General features: G+C 70.5%; 17 protein-coding genes. 5 read left to right on the forward strand and 12 right to left on the reverse strand.

The annotated features are described in order from the left end of the window. Position 1: 1 nt before the first annotated feature. The 12 genes from htpX to OHA19_RS16860 form a co-directional block, all read right to left on the reverse strand. The gene (gene htpX, locus OHA19_RS16805) at positions 2 to 865 is read right to left on the reverse strand and encodes a zinc metalloprotease HtpX (protein ID WP_124716968.1); all 864 of its coding nucleotides are present in this window, start codon (positions 863 to 865) and stop codon (positions 2 to 4) included. Positions 866 to 1,080: 215 nt separating this feature from the next. After that, entirely contained in the window at positions 1,081 to 1,536 is a 456-nt protein-coding gene (locus tag OHA19_RS16810; RefSeq protein ID WP_405715757.1) for an MscL family protein, read from the reverse strand. Positions 1,537 to 1,630: 94 nt separating this feature from the next. Beyond that, positions 1,631 to 3,178: an NADH-quinone oxidoreductase subunit N gene (locus OHA19_RS16815; protein ID WP_405721781.1), complete on the reverse strand. Its 1,548-nt coding sequence runs from the start codon at positions 3,176 to 3,178 to the stop codon at positions 1,631 to 1,633. 74 nt (positions 3,179 to 3,252) lie between these two features. Next, complete coding sequence (locus OHA19_RS16820; protein ID WP_405721778.1) at positions 3,253 to 4,800, reverse strand: NuoM family protein; 1,548 nt, start codon at positions 4,798 to 4,800, stop codon at positions 3,253 to 3,255. A 27-nt stretch (positions 4,801 to 4,827) separates the two neighbouring features. Next, positions 4,828 to 6,828: an NADH-quinone oxidoreductase subunit L gene (locus OHA19_RS16825; protein WP_405715755.1), complete on the reverse strand. Its 2,001-nt coding sequence runs from the start codon at positions 6,826 to 6,828 to the stop codon at positions 4,828 to 4,830. Then, a complete protein-coding gene (gene nuoK / locus OHA19_RS16830; RefSeq protein WP_405715753.1) occupies positions 6,825 to 7,232 on the reverse strand; it encodes an NADH-quinone oxidoreductase subunit NuoK in 408 nt (135 codons plus the stop codon). The genes OHA19_RS16825 and nuoK overlap by 4 nt, the downstream gene beginning before the upstream one ends. Next, positions 7,232 to 7,840: an NADH-quinone oxidoreductase subunit J gene (locus tag OHA19_RS16835; RefSeq protein ID WP_405715751.1), complete on the reverse strand. Its 609-nt coding sequence runs from the start codon at positions 7,838 to 7,840 to the stop codon at positions 7,232 to 7,234. The genes nuoK and OHA19_RS16835 overlap by 1 nt, the downstream gene beginning before the upstream one ends. Further along, entirely contained in the window at positions 7,837 to 8,505 is a 669-nt protein-coding gene (locus OHA19_RS16840; protein WP_405715749.1) for a NuoI/complex I 23 kDa subunit family protein, read from the reverse strand. Before OHA19_RS16840 ends, OHA19_RS16835 begins: the two co-directional genes overlap by 4 nt. Next, the gene (locus OHA19_RS16845; protein WP_405715747.1) at positions 8,505 to 9,473 is read right to left on the reverse strand and encodes an NADH-quinone oxidoreductase subunit H; all 969 of its coding nucleotides are present in this window, start codon (positions 9,471 to 9,473) and stop codon (positions 8,505 to 8,507) included. Before OHA19_RS16845 ends, OHA19_RS16840 begins: the two co-directional genes overlap by 1 nt. After that, entirely contained in the window at positions 9,470 to 10,891 is a 1,422-nt protein-coding gene (locus OHA19_RS16850) for an NADH-quinone oxidoreductase subunit C (protein ID WP_405715745.1), read from the reverse strand. The genes OHA19_RS16845 and OHA19_RS16850 overlap by 4 nt, the downstream gene beginning before the upstream one ends. Beyond that, entirely contained in the window at positions 10,888 to 11,520 is a 633-nt protein-coding gene (locus tag OHA19_RS16855; RefSeq protein ID WP_405715743.1) for an NADH-quinone oxidoreductase subunit B, read from the reverse strand. Before OHA19_RS16855 ends, OHA19_RS16850 begins: the two co-directional genes overlap by 4 nt. After that, the gene (locus OHA19_RS16860) at positions 11,511 to 11,912 is read right to left on the reverse strand and encodes an NADH-quinone oxidoreductase subunit A (RefSeq protein ID WP_405715741.1); all 402 of its coding nucleotides are present in this window, start codon (positions 11,910 to 11,912) and stop codon (positions 11,511 to 11,513) included. Before OHA19_RS16860 ends, OHA19_RS16855 begins: the two co-directional genes overlap by 10 nt. A gap of 169 nt (positions 11,913 to 12,081) precedes the next feature. Here OHA19_RS16860 and OHA19_RS16865 point away from each other — a divergent pair, with 169 nt between their 5' ends. The 5 genes from OHA19_RS16865 to OHA19_RS16885 all read left to right on the forward strand — a co-directional run bounded on the left by OHA19_RS16865 (position 12,082) and on the right by OHA19_RS16885 (position 19,072). Continuing rightward, positions 12,082 to 13,305: a sensor histidine kinase gene (locus OHA19_RS16865; RefSeq protein ID WP_405715739.1), complete on the forward strand. Its 1,224-nt coding sequence runs from the start codon at positions 12,082 to 12,084 to the stop codon at positions 13,303 to 13,305. 181 nt (positions 13,306 to 13,486) lie between these two features. Further along, the gene (locus tag OHA19_RS16870) at positions 13,487 to 14,842 is read left to right on the forward strand and encodes a sensor histidine kinase (protein WP_405715737.1); all 1,356 of its coding nucleotides are present in this window, start codon (positions 13,487 to 13,489) and stop codon (positions 14,840 to 14,842) included. Between the two features lie 230 nt (positions 14,843 to 15,072). Next, a complete protein-coding gene (locus tag OHA19_RS16875; RefSeq protein WP_177328130.1) occupies positions 15,073 to 15,747 on the forward strand; it encodes a response regulator transcription factor in 675 nt (224 codons plus the stop codon). 318 nt (positions 15,748 to 16,065) lie between these two features. Next, positions 16,066 to 18,021, forward strand: coding sequence for a 2-oxoacid:acceptor oxidoreductase subunit alpha (locus OHA19_RS16880; protein ID WP_405715735.1), 1,956 nt, complete (start codon positions 16,066 to 16,068; stop codon positions 18,019 to 18,021). Continuing rightward, a complete protein-coding gene (locus OHA19_RS16885) occupies positions 18,014 to 19,072 on the forward strand; it encodes a 2-oxoacid:ferredoxin oxidoreductase subunit beta (RefSeq protein WP_405715733.1) in 1,059 nt (352 codons plus the stop codon). Before OHA19_RS16880 ends, OHA19_RS16885 begins: the two co-directional genes overlap by 8 nt. Positions 19,073 to 19,136 lie beyond the last annotated feature (64 nt).

The following is a 19,136-nucleotide window of genomic DNA, read 5'->3' on the forward strand; positions in this document are numbered from 1 at the left end:
TTCAGGAGCGAGGGCCGGCCATCTGTTCCAGTCGGGCGATGCGTTCGGCCATGGGCGGATGGGTCGAGAACAGCTTGGACATGCCCTGGCCGGGGCGGAACGGGTTCGCGATCATCATGTGGCTCGCGGTCTCGATCCTCGGCTCCGGGGGCAGCGGCAGCTGTTTCGTTCCTGCGTCGAGTTTGCGCAGGGCACTGGCCAGGGCCAGCGGGTCGCCGGTCAGCTGGGCGCCGGAGGCGTCCGCCTCGTACTCGCGGGAGCGGCTGACGGCCAGCTGGATGACGGAGGCCGCGATCGGGCCGAGGATCATGATCATCAGCATCCCGAAGATGCCCGGTCCGTCGTCGTCGTTGGACCGGCCCACCGGGATCAGCCAGGCGAAGTTGACCAGGAACATGACGACGGAGGCGAGCGCCCCGGCGACGGACGAGATCAGGATGTCCCGGTTGTAGACATGGCTCAGCTCGTGTCCCAGTACGCCGCGCAGCTCCCGCTCGTCCAGGATCTGCAGGATCCCTTCGGTGCAGCAGACCGCCGCGTTGCGCGGGTTGCGGCCGGTGGCGAAGGCGTTGGGCGCCTGCGTCGGGGAGATGTAGAGCCGGGGCATGGGCTGGCGTGCGGCTGTGGAGAGCTCGCGGACCATGCGGTAGAGCTGTGGCGCCTCGAATTCGCTGACGGGTCGGGCCCGCATGGCCCTGAGCGCCAGCTTGTCGCTGTTCCAGTACGCGTAGGCGTTGGTGCCGACGGCTACGAGGAGCGCGACGATCAGGCCCGTACGTCCGAAGAAGCTTCCGATGACGATGATGAGTGCGGACAGGCCCCCGAGGAGTACGGCGGTTCTCAGCCCGTTGTGCCGGCGGTGCACGGTACGCCCTCCAAGTGGTGCAGCAGGGGAACCCTTTGCTTGGTGATCTCCACTCCCCCAGTGGAGCCTCCCGTACCGGTCAACGCCAGGCGAGAGGAGCTAGTTCCCTTGTGCGCGCCACCGCAGGGCCGGGCCTGTCCGGCGCTTGTGGCCGGATCAGGCTCTGGGCCGTACGGGTCAGTGGCTGTGCGTGTGCCGGTCCGCCCCGGGGTGACTCAGCGCTGGGCGGGGAGTTCGGCGACCGCGAGGGCCTCGGGGTCCGGCTTGATCTCGCTGGTGCAGTGGGCACAGCGGGAGGCGATGGCCGGGATCTCGGTGTAGCAGCGGGGGCAGTCGCGCGTGGCGGCCTTGATGTCGAGCTTCTCCGCCTTGGCGAAGCGGGCCTGGACCTTCGCCATGGGCACGACGACGCAGAAGTAGAGAACTGCGGCGGTGATCAGGAACGCGATGGCGGCGGCGAGGAACTTCCCGTACGGGAAGATGGTGCCCTCGACCGAGAACTCCGCCGAGCTGAAGTCTCCGACGGAGCCGGTGGCGAGGCCGATCAGCGGGGTGATGAAGGCCGTACTGAAGCCGGTGACGACCGCGGTGAACGCCGCTCCGACGGCCAGACCGATGGCCATGGAGATGACGTTTCCGCGCAGGATGAAGTCCTTGAACCCGTTCAGCACCGCTCTTGCTCCTCTGTAATGCGTACGTGTGGGGGGTGTGCCGGCAAGACCTTGCCCTGTACGGACCGTCCCGGGCAAACCGATCTTCGGTATGTCAGAAGAGACTGACGGCGGCGAACCGGAGGACCGTCTGCGGAGCGCCCGAGAGCACCACACCGGCCACGGCGGTGAGCGCGATCGCGACGGTGAGGGAGGCTGGGGCTCCGTGCCTGGTGGGGGCGGGTGCGGCGCCTTCCGCCGGAATTTCTTCGCGGGCCTTCGCCGGAGCTTCCTCCGAGGCCTCCGCCGGGGCGCGGAAGAGCGTCGCGGTCCACTGGAGGTAGTAGTAGAGCGCGATCACGACGTTGACGGCCATGACGACGGCGAGCCAGCCGAGTCCGGCGTCGACGGCCGCCGAGAAGACCGTGACCTTGGCGAAGAGGCCGATGATGCCGGGCGGCAGGCCGGCCAGGCAGAGCAGGAAGAAGGCCATCGCCAGGGCGGCGAGGGGTCGGGTGGCGTACAGGCCCCGGTAGTCCGTGAGCCGGTTGCCCGGGCTGGTACGGGCGACCAGTGCGGCGACCGCGAAGGCCCCGAGGTTCACGACGGCGTACATGAGGGCGTACGCGACGGTGGAGCCGATGTGCTCGTCGCTCGAGTACGCGGCGGCGGCGATCGGCACCAGGAGGTAGCCGGCCTGGGCGACGGACGACCAGGCGAGCAGGCGCACCGCGCTGCGGGTCCGGCCGGCGTTCTGGCGCAGGGCGGCGACATTACCGATCGTCATGGTGAGCGCGGCGAGGACGGCGAGGGCCGGTCCCCAGACGTCGGCGTACGCCGGGAACGCGATCACGGTGACGAGGATGAGGCCGGAGAAGCCGACCGCCTTGCCGACGACCGAGAGGTAGGCGGCGATCGGCAGGGGGGCGCCGATGTAGGTGTCGGGGACCCAGAAGTGGAAGGGCGCGGCGGCCGTCTTGAACGCGAAGCCGACCAGAGTGAGGGCGACGCCCGCCTTGGCGAGGGTGTCGAGCTGACCGGGTACGTCGTCGAGCCGGGCGGCGATCTCGGTGAGGTGCAGGGTGCCGGTGGCCGCGTACACGAAGCTGACGCCGAGCAGCATGACGGCGGTGGCGACGACCGAGGAGAGGAAGAACTTCAGGGCGGCCTCGGAGGACCGCCGGTCGCCGCGCTTGATGCCGACCAGGGCGAACGCGGGCAGCGAGGCGACCTCGAGGGCGACGACGAGCGTGGCGAGGTCTCGGGCGGCGGGCAGGAGTGCGGCGCCGGACGCCGAGGACAGCAGCAGGAACCAGAACTCGCCGGCGGGGAGTTTACGGGTGTCGCCGAGCGAGAGCAGGGCGGTGAGCAGGGCGCCGCCGAGCACGAGCGCCTGGATGACCAGGGCGAAGTGGTCGGCGGTGTAGCTGCAGGCACTGGCGGAGCCGGGTCCGGTGGCCGCCGCGTTGAGGCAGAAGGTGGAGCGGTCGCCGGCGCGCAGCGGGACGAGGAGGGCCAGGGCGGCGACGAGCCCGCCGATGGTCAGCGCGCCGAGGAGCGGCTTACGGTGCTCGGGCAGGAACAGATCGGTGACCAGGACGATCAGGGCCATGGCCGCGACGACGACCGGGGGTGCGATCGCGAGCCAGTCGACGGACTGGATGAGGCTGGTGGTGTTCTCGGCCGCGGTGGTGACGAGGTCCTGGGTGACTGCGCCCGGGGTGACGACGGCTGTGGTCACGACTTGCCTCCTGCGAGGAGCTTCTGTACGGCCGGGTCGGTGAGGCCGAGGAGGGCGGCGGGCCACAGACCGGCGAGGACGGTGAGCGCGACGAGCGGGGTCCAGGCGGCGAACTCGTACGTCTGGACGTCGGCGAGCTGCGGCTCTTCACGCTTCTCGCCCATGCAGACCCGGCGTACGACCATGAGCATGTACGCGGCGGTGAGCAGGGTGCCGAACGCGGCGATCGACATGAAGGTGAGGAAGGCCGGGCGGCTGAGTCCGTCGGCGGGGTCGAAGGAGCCGAACAGGGCGAGCATCTCGCCCCAGAATCCGGCGAGGCCCGGCAGGCCCAGGGAGGCGACGGCGGCGAAGGCGAGGAGGCCGCCGAGGCGGGGGGCCCGGCCGTAGAGCGCGGCTCCGGTGGCCCCGGAGAGGGTGTCGAGGTCGGCGGTGCCGTACCGGTCCTTGACCGCGCCGACCAGGAAGAACAGCAGGCCGGTGATGAGGCCGTGGGCGATGTTGGCGAAGAGCGCGCCGTTGACCCCGGTGGGTGTCATGCTCGCGATGCCGAGGAGCACGAAGCCCATGTGGCCGACGGAGGAGTACGCGATCAGGCGCTTGAGGTCGCCCTTGGAGCCGGGGCGGACCAGTGCCAGGCAGGCCAGCGATCCGTAGATGATGCCGACGACCGCGAAGGCGGCGAGGTACGGCGCGAAGGTGTGCATCCCGTCGGGGGTGACGGGGAGCAGGATGCGGACGAATCCGTACGTGCCCATCTTCAGCAGGACGCCCGCGAGCAGGACCGAGCCGACGGTCGGGGCCGCGGTGTGGGCGTCCGGCAGCCAGCTGTGCAGCGGCCACATCGGGGTCTTCACGGCGAGCCCGATGCCGATCGCGAGAACGGCGATGACCTGCACGGACGAGGTGAGCCCACGGCCGTTGTCAGTGGCGAGTGCCACCATGTCGAAGGTGCCGCTCTTCAGTCCGATGAGGAGCAGGCCCAGCAGCATGACGACCGAGCCGAGCAGTGTGTAGAGGATGAACTTCCAGGCGGCGGCCTGCTTCTTCGCACCGCCCCAGCGGGCGATGAGGAAGTACATCGGGATGAGCACCATCTCGAACGCCAGGAAGAAGAGCAGCAGGTCGAGGACGGCGAAGGTCGCGAGGGTGCCGGACTCCAGGACGAGCAGGAGAGCGACGAAGGCCTTCGGGGAGGGGCCCGCAGGCATCTTGAAGTAGCTGTAGAGCGCGCAGAGGAAGGTCAGCAGCGCGGTCAGCACGAGAAGGGGGAGCGAGATGCCGTCGATGCCGAGATGGATGCGGACGTCGAGCGCCGGGATCCAGCTGATGTCGGTGGTGGCCTGGATCTTCGACGGGTGGTCGTGGTCGAAGCCCGCGGCGAGCACGATCGCGGCGACGAGGATCGCGCCGGTGACCGTCACGCCGTGGCGGAGCACGGCCCGGTCGGGGCCGGATCCCTTGAGCCCGGGCGGGGCCGGCAGGAGAGCGGCCACGGCCCCGACGAGCGGGGCGACGACGATGAACGCGAGAAGGAACTGCATCACGGATTCACTGATATCGATCACGGCTCACGACCCGGCGTTGGCGTTGGCGAAGACGACGGCGGCGATCGCCAGGACCAGCGAACCGGCGAGCAGTGCGCTGAGGTAGGTCTGCACGTTGCCGGTCTGCGCGCGGCGGACGGCGGCGCCGAGCCCGCGTGCGACGGCTCCGGAGCCGCGTACGTAGGTGTCGACTACCTCGCGGTCCAGGAAGCGGACGAGGCTCGCCGCGGCCTGGACGGGGCGGACGAACAGTGCCCTGTACAGGGCGTCGAGGTGGAAGCCCGCGGCGGCCGGGCGGTGGAGCGGGCCGAGCAGCAGCCGGCCGGGGTCGGCCGGGTCGGGGGCGTCCCCGTCGGCTCCGTAGGCGGCGGTGTGTGCCGTCATGGCCTGGGCCTCGACGAGGGCGGGCTCGGCGTCGGGGTGGGCGACGACGGTGCCGACGGGGGTGCGGGCGGCGAGCGCCGAGGTGTGGCGCCAGGCGCCGTAGGTGACGAGGCCTCCGACGAGGCCGACGCCCGTGGAGAGGACGGCGGTGGTCACGGTCGGGGTGAGGGCGTGTCCGTCGAACCAGTCGGTGATCGCGCCGACGGTCAGCCCGAAGGCGATGGTGGGGACGGCGAGCACCCAGAGGACGGCGGTCATCGCGACGGGCTGCCTGCCGTGGTCGGGGGCCTCGGCACCGCGGCCCCGGAAGGCGAGGAGCCAGAGGCGGGTGGCGTACGCGGCGGTGAGGACGGCGGCGAGCAGTCCGGCGACGAGTACGGTCCAGCCGGCGGCGGAGGGGGCGACGTGCCGGTCCCCGAGCGCGGTGTGCTCGGCGGCGACGAGGACGGCTTCCTTGGAGAAGAAGCCGGCGAACGGGGGGATGGCGGCGAGCGCGAGCAGGGCGACGGTCATCGTCCAGTAGGCGTCCGGGATGCGCTTCGTCAGGCCGCCCATGCGGGACATGGCGGCCAGCGAGTTGGTCCCGGCGGCGTGGATGACGACGCCGGCCGCGAGGAAGAGGACGGCCTTGAACGCACCGTGGGAGAGGAGGTGGAAGACGGCGGCCCCGCGGTCGCCGACGGCCAGGGCGCCGGCCATGTAGCCGAGCTGACCGATCGTCGAGTAGGCGAGGACCCGCTTGATGTCGTCCTGGGCGAGGGCGGCGAGCCCCGAGCCGATCATCGTGATCGCGGCCATCACTGCGAGTACGACGAGGGCGGCGCCGGACTCGGCGAAGACGGGGAGGAGCCGGGCCACGAAGTAGATGCCGGCGGCGACCATCGTCGCGGCGTGGATGAGCGCGGAGACGGGGGTGGGGCCGGCCATCGCGTCGGGCAGCCAGGTGTGCAGGGGGAACTGCGCCGACTTGCCGGCGACACCCGCGAGGAGCAGCAGCGCGATGAGGGTGGGGTGGTCCAGGCCGCCGTGGGCGACGGCACCCAGGATGCCGGTGATGCGGAAGGTGCCGGTGTCGGCGGCGAGCGCGAACAGACCGATCAGGAAGGGGACGTCGCCGAGCTTGGTGATCAGGAAGGCCTTGAGGGAGGCGGCGCGGGCTTCGGGCGTCTCCCAGTAGTGGCCGACGAGGAAGTACGAGCAGATGCCCATGATCTCCCAGCCGACCAGCAGCACCATCAGGTCGCCCGAGTAGACGACGAGCAGCATCGCGGAGGTGAAGAGGGAGACGAGTGCGGCGTACGAGGGGTAACGGGGGTCGTCGCGCAGGTAGGCGGTCGAGTAGATCTGCACGCAGCTCGCGACGAGCCCGACCAGGACGGCGACGAGGACCGCGAAGCCGTCGAGGTGCAGGGCGAGGTCGATCGGGACCGAGCCGGTGGGGGTGAGCTGGGTCGCGGCGTCGATGGCCCGGCCGCCGCCCTGACGGGCCGCCACGACGGCCGCGATCGCGGCGGCGGCGAGGGTGGGCAGTACGGCGAGGGGCCGTACGAAGCCGGGGGCGGTACGTCCGAGGAGGAGGCCGGCCGCGGCGCCCAGGAAGGGAAGGAGGGGGACGAGGACGGCGAGGGTCGTGGTGGTCACGCGGTGGCCTCCGCCTTCTTGGCCTTCCCTGCCGCAGCAGTGGCCTGGTCTTCGGCGCCGGTGCCGGACTCGTCGTCCGGGAGGGCTTCGGCGGCGTCGGTCTCGGCGGTGTCGCGGAGCCGGTCGACGTCCGAGCTGCCGCGGTTGCGGTACACGGCGAGGACGATCGCCAGACCGATGCCGATCTCCGCCGCCGCGATGGCGATGGTGAAGAGGGTGAGGGCCTGGCCGGAGTGCAGTGCGTCGCGGAGCCAGACGTCGAAGGCGACCAGGTTGAGGTTGACGGCGTTGAGCATCAGCTCGACGGACATCAGGACCAGGATCGCGTTGCGGCGGGCGAGCACTCCGTACAGCCCGGTGCAGAAGAGGAGGGCGGCGAGCACCGCGGGATAGGCGAGGTGCATCAGCTCTGCTCCTTACCGCGCTTGCGGGACAGGACGATCGCGCCGACGAGGGCGGCGAGCAGCAGGACGGAGAGTGCTTCGAAGGGCAGCACCCAGTGCCGGAAGAGGAAGGAGCCGGTCGACTCGGTCGAGCCCTGGGCCGGTCCGTCCAGGTCGATCCAGGTGGTGCGGAAGGCGTCGACGACGACCCAGACGAGTGCGCCGGCGGCGGCTGCCGCCACGGCGAGGGCCGCCCAGCGGTTACCCGAGTCTGCGTCCGGGGAGCGGCCGATCGGGGCCTTGGTGAGCATCAGCCCGAAGAGAAGGAGGACGACGACGGAACCGACGTAGATCAGTACCTGCACCCAGGCGATGAACTCCGCGGTGAGCAGGAGGTACTCGACGGCGAGCCCACCGAGCGCCACGACCAGCCAGAGGGCGGCATGCACCAGCTGCTTGGTCGTGACGGTGACGAGGGCCGCGCCGAGGGTGGCGATGCCCACGAGCAGGAAGGCGATCTCGATGCCGGTCGGGGAGAGGAAGCCGGAGGGGGCCGGGGCGTCCGGGCGGGCGGCGAGGAGGGAGTGGGCGGAATGGGCGGAGTGCGCCGCGGTGGCTGCGAGTGTCACTCCTCCCCCTCTGCTTTCTGGTGGTCCTGGCGGGTCTGGTGGTCCTGCTGCGGCTGTTGGGCCTGGTGCGTCTGGTGGTCCTGCTGCGGCTGTTGGGCCTGTTGGGCTTCCTGGGCGCGCTGGGCTTCGAGTTTCTCCGCCGTCTTGCGGGCGGCGGCGATCTCCTTCGGCTCCTCGGCGCCCGGGTCGAGCGCGGGCGGTTCCGGCACCGTCCACATCCATTCACGGAGCTTGTCGCGCTCATGGGTGAGTTCGAGGATGTCCGTCTCCGCGTACTCGAACTCAGGCGACCAGAACAGCGCGTCGAAAGGGCATACCTCGATGCAGATACCGCAGTACATGCAGAGCGAGAAGTCGATCGCGAAGCGGTCGAGGACGTTGCGGCTGCGCTCTCGGCCGCCCGGGGTGGCGGCGGGCACCGTCTCCTTGTGGGAGTCGATGTAGATGCACCAGTCGGGGCACTCGCGGGCGCAGAGCATGCAGACCGTGCAGTTCTCCTCGAACAACGCGATCACGCCGCGGGAGCGGGGCGGCAGTTCGGGCTGGACGTCCGGGTACTGCGCGGTGACCGTCTTCCTCGTCATCGTCCGCAGGGTGACGGCCAGCCCCTTGGCCAGGCCGGAGCCGGGAATGCGGGGCCGGGAGGGCTGGGGCGACGCAGCCATCAGTTGATCGCCACCTTCACGATGCCGGTGAGCGCGATCTGCGCGAGAACGAGCGGGATGAGCGTGGTCCAGGCGAGCTTCTGCAACTGGTCCTCGCGGAGCCGGGGATAGGACACCCGTAGCCAGATGACGACGAAGGCGAGGGCCGCGGTCTTGAGCAGCGTCCAGACCCAGCCGAGTCCATCGGCACCGAACGGGCCGTGCCAGCCACCGAGGAAGAGGACGGTGGTCAGTCCGCACAGCACGACGATGCCCGCGTACTCGGCGAGCAGGAAAAGCGCGAAACGCAGGCCGGTGTACTCGGTGTACGCGCCGAAGATGATCTCCGAGTCGGCGACCGGCATGTCGAACGGCGGACGCTGGAGCTCGGCGAGTCCGGCCACGAAGAAGACGAGTGCGCCGACGATCTGCCAGGGCAGCCACCACCACTCGAAGGCATCGAGGATGCCCGGGAGGGAGACGGTGCCGGCCGCCATCGCGACGGAGGCGGCGGCGAGCAGCATCGGCAGCTCGTACGCGAGCAGCTGGGCGGCGGTACGCAGGCCCCCGAGGAGGGAGAACTTGTTGGCCGAGGCCCAGCCGGCCATGAGCGAGCCGAGCACCCCGACGCCCATCACGGCGAGCACGAAGAAGATGCCCGCGTCGACGACCTGTCCTACCGCGCCCTCGCCCGGACCGATCGGGATGGCGACGAGTACCAGGAGGTACGGGAGCAGCGCGACGGCCGGCGCGAGCTGGAAGATACGGCGGTCGGCCTGGGCCGGGACGATGTCTTCCTTCTGCGCGAACTTCACACCGTCCGCGACGAGCTGGGCCCAGCCGTGGAAGCCGCCCGCGTACATGGGGCCGAGGCGGCCCTGCATGTGGGCCATCACCTTGTGCTCGGTCTGTCCCACGACGAGGGGGAGGACCATGAACACGGCGAAGACGATGATCAGGCGGAGGGCGACGTCGAGTACGTCGTTCACGCGGTATCGCCTCCGGCGGGGTGGTCGGGGGTTTCTGGGGTCTCGCTGGTTTCCCGGGCCTCCCGGGCCTCCGGAGTTTCCGGGGTCGCCGAGGGGGTGGGCTCGGGCGCGGGGGTGGTGTCGGTTTCGGTTTCGGGGGTGGGGGTGGGGGTGCCGCTGCGCGGGGCTTCTCCCCTACCCGCCCCTTCCCGAACCGGGCGCTCCGCCCCCGGACCCCCGCTCCTCAAACGCCGGAGGGGCTGAGAAGTACCCGCGGGGTCCTCGGGAGTGCCCGCGGGGTCCTCGGAAGCACCCGCGGAGTCCTCGGACGTGCCCGCAGAGTCCTTGGAAGCACCCCCGGAGTCCTCTGAAGCATCTGCGGGACCCTGAGAAGTACCCGCGTCGAAGGCCGGGCGGGCGTGGTGCCACGGGGCGTCGCCGGTCGCGGTCTCGGGGCTCGGCTGTGCGGCCTTTGCCTCCGCCCCGGCCCCGGGCCCTGCCTCTGTGCCGGCACCCGTGCCCGGCTCCGCCGCACCCCGTTCCCGCTGCTGGCTGACCGACCCCTGTGAGGCGCTGCGGGTGCGGCGCGGGGTGGTGGAGCGCGGGGTCGTGGGCTGAGGCGTCCCAGGGCTGAGGGACACCGCCGCGCCCGCGTCCGGGGCCGCCGGGGCCGTCGAAGTCGCAGCCGCCGGGGGCTCAGCCGTCGGAGTCGCTGCCGCTCGCTGGGCGGCCGAGCCCTCGCTCGCGCTGCGGGTGCGGCGTACCGGGCGGTCGCCCGCCGCGCGCGGGGTGCGGGCCGGGCGGGAGGGGGCGGGTGGGAGCTGGCCCTTCAGGGGGCCCCATTCGTTCGGGTCGGGGACACCGGGCGGCAGCATCGTGCGTCGCTTCGGGCCGCCGTGTTCCGACTCGCCCGGCTCCTTCGCGCCGGGCCATGCCTTCGCGACGCGCGCCGCCAGCACGAAGTCCTTGCGCAGCGGGTGGCCCTCGAAGCCCTCGGGGAGCAGCAGCGGAACCAGGTGCGGATGACCGTCGAAGCCGATGCCGAACATCTCGTGCGTCTCGCGCTCGTGCCAGGCCGCGCCCGCGTAGACGTCGATGGCGGTGGGGAGGACCGCCGCCTCGTGCGGAACGGTCGTACGGATCAGGAGCCGTCGGACGCTTCCCTCGGCCAGGGCCGCGACATGGGCGCAGACCCGGAAGCCGGTGCCGGGTTCGTCGACCGCGCTCAACCAGTCGAAGTACGTGCAGCCCAGCTGGTCGCGGGCCGTTTCGAGGGCTGCGATCCAGGAGGCGGCGGGTACGTCGACGGTCAGCAGGTCGTACGCGTACTCCGCCGTCGCGTCCTCGCCGAAGAGCTCGGCGGCGGCGTCCGGCAGGCGGTCGTAGGCGTTGCGGGCGTCGTCGGCGGACGGGGTGCCTGCGACAGGGGTGGTGGTCATGCGTCGCCCTTCCCCGGGGCCGGCGGGGCGGCGACCAGGCCGCTGCGCAGTGCGGTGGTGGAGGGACGGGTGCCGCCGGTGGCGTACCGCTCGCCCAGCGACTCCCGGGCGATCTTCTCCTGGAGCTTGAGGATGCCCTGGAGGAGCGCTTCCGGCCGGGGCGGGCAGCCGGGTACGTAGACGTCGACCGGGATGATCTGGTCGACGCCCTTGGTCACGGAGTACGAGTCCCAGTACGGGCCGCCGCAGTTGGAGCAGGCGCCGAAGGAGATGACGTACTTGGGCTCGGGCATCTGCTCGTACAGCCGCTTCACGGCCGGGGCCATCTTGTCGGTCACCGTGCCGGAAACGATCATGAGGTCGGCCTGGCGCGGGCCGGGCGCGAACGGGATCACGCCGAGCCGGATGAAGTCGTGCCGGGCCATGGACGCGGCGATGAACTCGATGGCGCAGCAGGCGAGTCCGAAATTGAAGACCCAGAGGCTGTAGCGGCGGCCCCAGTTCAGGACCACCTTCATCGGCTCGGGCGCCAGGCGCGACAGGACGCCGAGCCGCTTGGGTTCCGGCAGGAAGGTCGGCACGGGCTGGGGTTCGGAACCCTCGTCGGCCTGCGGGCTGGTCACGTCCATTCGAGGACGCCCTTCTTCCATGCGTAGAGCAGTCCTACGGTCAGGAAACCGAGGAAGATGAACATTTCGACGAGCGTGGTCGCCCCGTATCCGGGGGCGGCGAATACCGTCGCCCACGGAAACAGGAAGATCGAGTCGACGGCGAAGATCACGTACAGGAAGGCATAGACGTAATAACGGACCTGGGTATGTGCCCATCCTTCACCCACGGGGTCCACGCCGCACTCGTACGTCAGGAGCTTTTCCGGCGTTGGCACCACGGGGCGCAGCAGTCGGCCGGCCCCGAAGGCGACGGCGACGAACAGCACGCCGATCACGGCGAGCAGTCCGACCACTGAATAGCCGTGGAAGTAGTCCGACGCGAGAACGGTCGATTCCGGCAGGTCCGCCACGTCCGCCCCTCGCTCCCTCGAATCCGTCCGGTGATCCGTACGCACGGGAGTCTAGGCCCTGTTAAAGAGAGGGTAAGCAGCCGCATCGGACACGGGGTGGGGTTATCCCCACTTCACCCCACCCACGAGCCCCATGGCGTGCGCCGGTCCGGCCCGGCAGGCTGGGCATATGACCCTGAGCCCCACGGTGCCGGACAACGACCGGCCACCGCCCGCCCGTCTCATCCCCGACCGGTGGACCTGGAAGGAGATCGGCCATCTCCTGGCCGATCTCCCGATGGCCCTGGCCGGGTTTGTTTACACCGTGTTCATGATCGGCGTCGGTGTGGGGCTCGCGGTCACGGTGATCGGTCTGCCGCTGCTAGCCGCCGGTCTGCACGGCGCGCGGCTGATCGGCAAGGCCGAGCGGGGCCGGGCGCGGGCGATGCTCGGGTTGCAGATCGACGAGCCGAGCCCGGCGGTTCTGTCCCGCCGGGAGACGGGGTTCTTCTCCTGGCTGTGGTCGAGCCTCAAGGATCCGGTGGGCTGGCGGGCGGTGCTGTACTCCTTCGTCCGGCTGCCCTGGGGCGTGCTCACCTTCGCGGTGACGCTCGTGAGCTTCTTCGTGCTGTGGCCGCTGCTCCCCCACATCACCCGGCTCCTCAGCAACGGGGACCGGGCGATGGTGCGCGCGCTGCTCTCGCCCTCCGACGAACTGGAACGCCGGATCGCCGAGCTGGAGTCGGACCGCGGGGTCGTCGTCGACACCGCCGCCGCCGACCTCCGCCGCATCGAACGCGACCTGCACGACGGAGCCCAGGCCCGCCTCGTCGCCCTCGCCATGGGCCTCGGCCTGGCGAAGGAGAAACTGACCGACGACCCCGAAGCCGCCGCCCGCATGGTCGACGAGGCCCACGGCGAGGTCAAGGTCGCCCTCCAGGAACTCCGCGACCTCGCCCGCGGCATCCACCCCGCCGTCCTCACCGACCGCGGACTCGACGCCGCACTCTCCGCCATCGCCTCCCGCTGCACCGTCCCCGTCACGGTGGGCGTGGACCTGCCGGGGCGCCCGGCGGAGGCGATCGAGGGGATCGCGTACTTCACGGTCTCCGAGCTGTTGCAGAACGTGAGCAAGCACAGCGCGGCGCGTTCGGCGTCCGTCGAGGTGTGGCGCTCGGGGGACCGGCTGCTGATCCAGGTCACCGACGACGGCCGGGGCGGGGCCCGGATGGACGGCGGTACGGGAATGGCGGGGCTGGCCGAGCGGCTGGGCGCCGTCGACGGGCTGTTCGTCCTCGACTCACCGGTCGGCGGACCCACGACGGTCACGGCGGAACTGCCCTGGCGGGACCGTGAGCACAAGCACGAACCGACGCGTGAACAGAAGCGTGAGCGGACGCGCCTGCAGAAGTAGGGCGCGGCCCGGGCCCTCGGGGTGGGGAAAACCCCCGGCCGAAGAGGGATACCCCCCTCATGGTGCGCCGGCCCGCGAGACAGCACCCTTGCAGTAAGGGCCGGAGCAGGCGCCGAGCACCGACGACCCGGCCCGGCAACCGACACCCGGCACCCGCCGACCACCGAAACGGAAACCACCCATGGCCACGGCATACGGACCGGACACTCGGGACCACCAGCGGTCCGGAGCCGGTTTCGGGGACCGCCCCCCGGTGAAGCACTTCTTCCCCGCCGCGCTGCGCGCGCCCGTCGAGGGCAGGGCCTGGCGCGAGCTCACCTACCTGCTGCTGGGCCTGCCGATCGGGCTGGTCCTGTTCGGCCTCTCGATCACCCTGGCGTCGCTGGGTGTCGGCATGCTGATCACCTTCCTCGGGGTGCCGATCCTGGCCGCCACGCTGGCGATGTGCCGCGGCTTCGGTGCGATGGAGCGGGCACGGGCGCGCGGCCTGCTGAAGCTGGACGTGGCGGCCCCGGCGCCGGTACGCGGCAAGACCGGCGGCCTGATGTCCTGGATGGGCGCGGCCCTCAAGAGCGGGGCGTCCTGGCGCCATCTGCTCTACTCGCTGCTGTACCTCCCGTGGGCGACCTTCGCGTTCGGGGTCTCGGTGACGTTCTGGCTGTGCGGGTGGACGGCGTTCACCTATCCGCTGTGGCAGTGGATCTTCCCGGCGTACGTGGGCAGCGGCGGCATTCAGCTGTACGGCGACAAGGGCCACGAGGTCCACCTCGACTCCTCCGTCGAGATGGCGTTGACCAGTGCGTTCGGCCTGGTGTTCGTCCTCGTCACGCCGTGGATCATCCGCGGTCTGACGAGCGTGGACCGGGTGCTGGTGGCCGAACTGCTCGGGCCGTCCCGGCTGGCGACCCGCGTCTCGGAGCTGGAGTCGGACCGCGGGGTCGTCGTCGACACCGCCGCCGCCGACCTCCGCCGCATCGAACGCGACCTGCACGACGGAGCCCAGGCCCGCCTCGTCGCCCTCGCCATGGATCTGGGCCTGGCGAAGGAGAAACTGACCGACGACCCCGAAGCCGCCGCCCGCATGGTCGATGAGGCCCACGGCGAGGTCAAGGTCGCCCTCCAGGAACTCCGCGACCTCGCCCGCGGCATCCACCCCGCCGTCCTCACCGACCGCGGACTCGACGCCGCACTCTCCGCCATCGCCTCCCGCTGCACCGTCCCCGTCACGGTCGAGGTGGATCTGGCCTCCCGGCCGGCCCAGGCGATCGAGGGGATCGCCTACTTCACGGTCTCCGAGCTGTTGCAGAACGTGAGCAAGCACGCACGTGCGACCCGCGCCTCGGTCGACGTGTGGCGGGCGGCGGACCGGCTTTTGCTCCAGGTCACCGACGACGGGCGCGGCGGCGCCGACGCGGCGGCGGGCAGCGGGCTGGCCGGGCTGGCCGAGCGGCTGGACGCGGTGGACGGCGTCCTGATCGTGGATTCCCCGCAGGGCGGCCCGACCCGGATCACGGCCGAGCTGCCGTGGCGCGGCTGAGGACGGGCGGACACGGCATGGCGGGGGCGGATGGGATCCCCCCGTGGATCCACCCGGGGACGGTGGAATCCACCCGTGGATCCACCCGGGGAGACCGCCCGTGGATCCACCCGGGGACGGGTGAAGTCCAACCGTGAAGTCCACCCGGCGGCCGAGGACACCGCACCGCCGATACTGGGATGCTGGGGACCGTACGCGCGAGACCAGCGAACAGTGAGGGCAACGGCTTCATGGTGGAGGACAGGGTGCGAGTAGTCATCGCCGAGGATTCGGTGCTGCTCCGGGAAGGACTCACCCGGCTGCTGACCGATCTCGGGCATGACGTCGTCGCCGGTGTGGGGGACGCCGAGGCGCTGATCAAGACGGTGGGCGACCTGGCGGGGCAGGACGCGCTGCCCGATGTGGTGGTCGCCGATGTACGGATGCCCCCGACCCACACCGACGAGGGCGTGCGGGCGGCCGTGCGGCTGCGGAAGGACTATCCCGGGATCGGGGTCCTGGTCCTTTCGCAGTACGTCGAGGAGCAGTACGCGACCGAGCTCCTGGCCGGATCGAGCCGGGGCGTGGGGTACCTGCTGAAGGACCGGGTCGCCGAGGTCAGGGAGTTCGTGGACGCGGTGGTCCGGGTGGCGCAGGGCGGGACGGCTCTGGACCCGGAGGTGGTGGCGCAGCTGCTGGGCCGCAGCCGCAAACAGGACGTCCTGGCCGGGCTGACCCCGCGCGAGCGCGAGGTGCTCGGCCTGATGGCGGAGGGGCGGACGAACTCCGCGGTGGCCAGGCAGCTGGTGGTGAGCGACGGCGCCGTGGAGAAGCACGTCAGCAACATCTTCCTGAAGCTGGGCCTGTCCCCCAGTGACGGGGATCACCGCCGGGTACTGGCCGTATTGACCTACCTGAACTCCTGACGAACTGACACCCTGTCAGATACCTGGTGAAGGTCGTCGCGGGAGCCGGTCGCGGCCATCGCGACGACCGGGTCCCGGGGCGGACACGCTCCGGGACCGGAGAACACGTCCTAGCACCAAAGGATGACTGCGCAGCGTCTTCATCGAACGGCTGGGGGGCTTGCAAAGCATGACAAACCGGTATCAAATCGCGTCCCAAAATGGCGTCCACCATGTGATCGGTCAAGGGAAGGCGACCCTTACCGACGTAGGGTGGGCAATGGGACCGTCGGCGGGCCGGCGGGACCAGAGCCGCCGCCCCGAGGGAGGTCCAGTTCAGTGACCAGCCAGGTCAGTAGCCCAGCCGAACAGGCCGATGAGGCCAGTGAGGCGCTCGTCGGGGGGCAGCGTGCCCCCCGCTCCGATCATGCGGGTGCCGGCGACAAGGAGATCCGCCGCCTCGACCGGGTGATCATCCGTTTCGCGGGTGACTCCGGAGACGGTATGCAGCTCACCGGTGACCGCTTCACTTCGGAGACCGCGTCGTTCGGGAACGACCTTTCGACGCTGCCGAACTTTCCCGCCGAGATCCGCGCCCCCGCAGGCACGCTGCCGGGGGTTTCTTCGTTCCAGCTGCATTTCGCGGACCACGACATCCTCACGCCGGGCGACGCGCCGAACGTGTTGGTGGCGATGAACCCGGCCGCGCTGAAGGCGAACATCGGCGACGTGCCGCGCGGTGCGGAAATCATCGTGAACACCGATGAGTTCACCAAGCGGCCGATGGCGAAGGTCGGCTACGAGACCTCTCCGCTGGAGGACGGCTCCCTGGACGGCTACAGCGTCCATCCGGTGCCGCTGACGACGCTCACGATCGAGGCGCTGAAGGAGTTCGGGCTCTCCCGCAAGGAGGCCGAGCGGTCGAAGAACATGTTCGCGCTGGGTCTGCTGTCGTGGATGTACCACCGGCCGACCGAGGGGACCGAGGCGTTCCTCCGGGCGAAGTTCGCGAAGAAGCCGCAGATCGCCGAGGCGAACGTGGCCGCGTTCAGGGCGGGGTGGAATTTCGGGGAGACGACGGAGGACTTCGCCGTCTCCTACGAGGTGGCGCCCGCCTCGCAGGCCTTCCCGCCGGGCACGTACCGCAACATCTCGGGGAATCTGGCGCTGTCGTACGGACTGATCGCCGCGTCCCGCCAGGCGGACCTGCCGCTGTATCTGGGCTCGTACCCGATCACCCCGGCCTCCGACATCCTGCACGAGCTGAGCCGGCACAAGAACTTCGGCGTGCGCACGTTCCAGGCGGAGGACGAGATCGCGGGGATCGGGGCGGCGCTGGGCGCGGCCTTCGGCGGCTCCCTCGCGGTGACGACCACGTCCGGTCCGGGGGTGGCGCTGAAGTCGGAGACGATCGGGCTCGCCGTCTCCCTGGAGCTGCCGCTGATCGTCGTCGACATCCAGCGCGGTGGCCCGTCCACGGGTCTGCCGACCAAGACCGAGCAGGCCGACCTGCTCCAGGCGATGTACGGGCGCAACGGCGAGGCCCCCGTCCCGATCGTGGCCCCCAGGACCCCGGCCGACTGCTTCGACGCCGCGCTCGACGCCGCCCGGATCGCCCTGACCTACCGCACCCCCGTCTTCCTGCTCTCCGACGGGTATCTCGCCAACGGCTCCGAGCCGTGGAAGATCCCCGAGACCGAGGAGCTGCCCGATCTGCGGGTCCGGTTCGCGACCGGCCCCAACCACGAACTGGCCGACGGCACCGAGGTGTTCTGGCCCTACAAGCGCGACCCGCACACCCTGGCCCGGCCGTGGGCGGTGCCCGGCACGCCCGGTCTCGAACACCGCATCGGCGGCATCGAGAAGCAGGACGGCAGCGGCAACATCTCCTACGACCCCGCCAACCACGAGCTCATGGTCCGCACCCGCCAGGCCAAGACCGACGGCATCGAGGTCCCCGACCTCAACGTCGACGACCCGGACGAAGCGAAGACCCTCGTCCTGGGCTGGGGCTCCACGTACGGCCCCATCACCGCCGCCGTCCGCCGGCTCCGCTCCGCCGGACAGCCCATCGCCCAGGCCCATCTGCGCCACCTCAACCCGTTCCCGAAGAACCTCGGCGACGTCCTCGGCCGCTACGACAAGGTCGTCGTCCCCGAGATGAACCTCGGCCAGCTCGCCACCCTCATCCGGGCCAGATACCTCGTCGACGCACACAGCTACAACCAGGTCAACGGCATGCCGTTCAAGGCCGAGCAGCTCGCAACGGCACTCAAGGAGGCCCTCGATGCCTGACGCCAACCAGCTCCTGCACCTGGTGCCCAAGGCCGAGGCCAAGCAGTCCATGAAGGACTTCAAGTCCGACCAGGAAGTCCGCTGGTGCCCCGGCTGCGGCGACTACGCAGTCCTCGCCGCCGTACAGGGCTTCATGCCCGAACTCGGCCTGGCGAAGGAGAACATCGTCTTCGTCTCCGGCATCGGCTGCTCCTCCCGCTTCCCGTACTACATGAACACCTACGGGATGCACTCCATCCACGGCCGCGCCCCGGCCATCGCCACCGGGCTCGCCTCCTCCCGCCGCGACCTGTCCGTCTGGGTCGTCACCGGCGACGGCGACGCCCTGTCCATCGGCGGCAACCACCTCATCCACGCCCTGCGCCGCAATGTGAACCTCAAGATCCTCCTGTTCAACAACCGGATCTACGGCCTCACCAAGGGCCAGTACTCCCCCACCTCCGAGGTCGGCAAGATCACCAAGTCCACACCGATGGGCTCCCTCGACGCCCCCTTCAACCCGGTCTCGCTGGCCATCGGCGCGGAGGCCTCCTTCGTCGCCCGCACCATCGACTCCGACCGCAAGCACCTCACGAGCGTGCTGCGCGCGGCGGCCGACCATCCGGGCACGGCGCTGGTGGAGATCTACCAGAACTGCAACATCTTCAACGACGGCGCCTTCGAGGCCCTCAAGGACAAGGAACGGGCCCAGGACGCGGTCATCCGCCTCGAACACGGACAGCCCATCCTCTTCGGCACGGACAACAGCAAGGGCGTCGTCCGCGATCCCGCCACCGGAGACCTCCAGGTGGTGGCCGTCACCGAGGAGAACCGGTCCCGGATCCTGGTCCACGACGCCCACAACCCGTCGCCGACCACGGCCTTCGCCCTCTCCCGCCTCGCCGACCCCGACACCCTCCACCAGACCCCCATCGGCGTCCTGCGCGACATCGACCGCCCCGTCTACGACACCCTGATGGCCGAACAGCTCGACACCGCCGTCGAACAGAACGGCAAGGGCGACCTCGCCGCCCTCCTCGCCGGCAACGACACCTGGACGGTCGTCGGCTGATTCGTCCCGTTTGGATCACACCGTCGCCGGACGGGCTGAATTTCGGCCTGTCCGGCGACGGCGT

The organism is Streptomyces sp. NBC_00012, assembly GCF_045040875.1.
GTDB lineage: Bacteria > Actinomycetota > Actinomycetes > Streptomycetales > Streptomycetaceae > Streptomyces.

Excerpts from the sequence above, each read along its gene's own strand:
- OHA19_RS16850 (WP_405715745.1), bottom strand. The coding sequence starts at position 10,891 with ATGACCACCACCCCTGTCGCAGGCACCCCGTCCGCCGACGACGCCCGC.
- nuoK (WP_405715753.1), bottom strand. The coding sequence starts at position 7,232 with ATGCACCTCGCCTATCCCGCGGTGCTCGCCGCCCTCCTCTTCTGCACC.
- OHA19_RS16885 (WP_405715733.1), top strand. The coding sequence starts at position 18,014 with ATGCCTGACGCCAACCAGCTCCTGCACCTGGTGCCCAAGGCCGAGGCC.
- OHA19_RS16865 (WP_405715739.1), top strand. The coding sequence starts at position 12,082 with ATGACCCTGAGCCCCACGGTGCCGGACAACGACCGGCCACCGCCCGCC.
- OHA19_RS16820 (WP_405721778.1), bottom strand. The coding sequence starts at position 4,800 with ATGCAGTTCCTTCTCGCGTTCATCGTCGTCGCCCCGCTCGTCGGGGCC.
- OHA19_RS16840 (WP_405715749.1), bottom strand. The coding sequence starts at position 8,505 with ATGGCTGCGTCGCCCCAGCCCTCCCGGCCCCGCATTCCCGGCTCCGGC.
- OHA19_RS16875 (WP_177328130.1), top strand. The coding sequence starts at position 15,073 with ATGGTGGAGGACAGGGTGCGAGTAGTCATCGCCGAGGATTCGGTGCTG.
- OHA19_RS16855 (WP_405715743.1), bottom strand. The coding sequence starts at position 11,520 with ATGGACGTGACCAGCCCGCAGGCCGACGAGGGTTCCGAACCCCAGCCC.
- OHA19_RS16870 (WP_405715737.1), top strand. The coding sequence starts at position 13,487 with ATGGCCACGGCATACGGACCGGACACTCGGGACCACCAGCGGTCCGGA.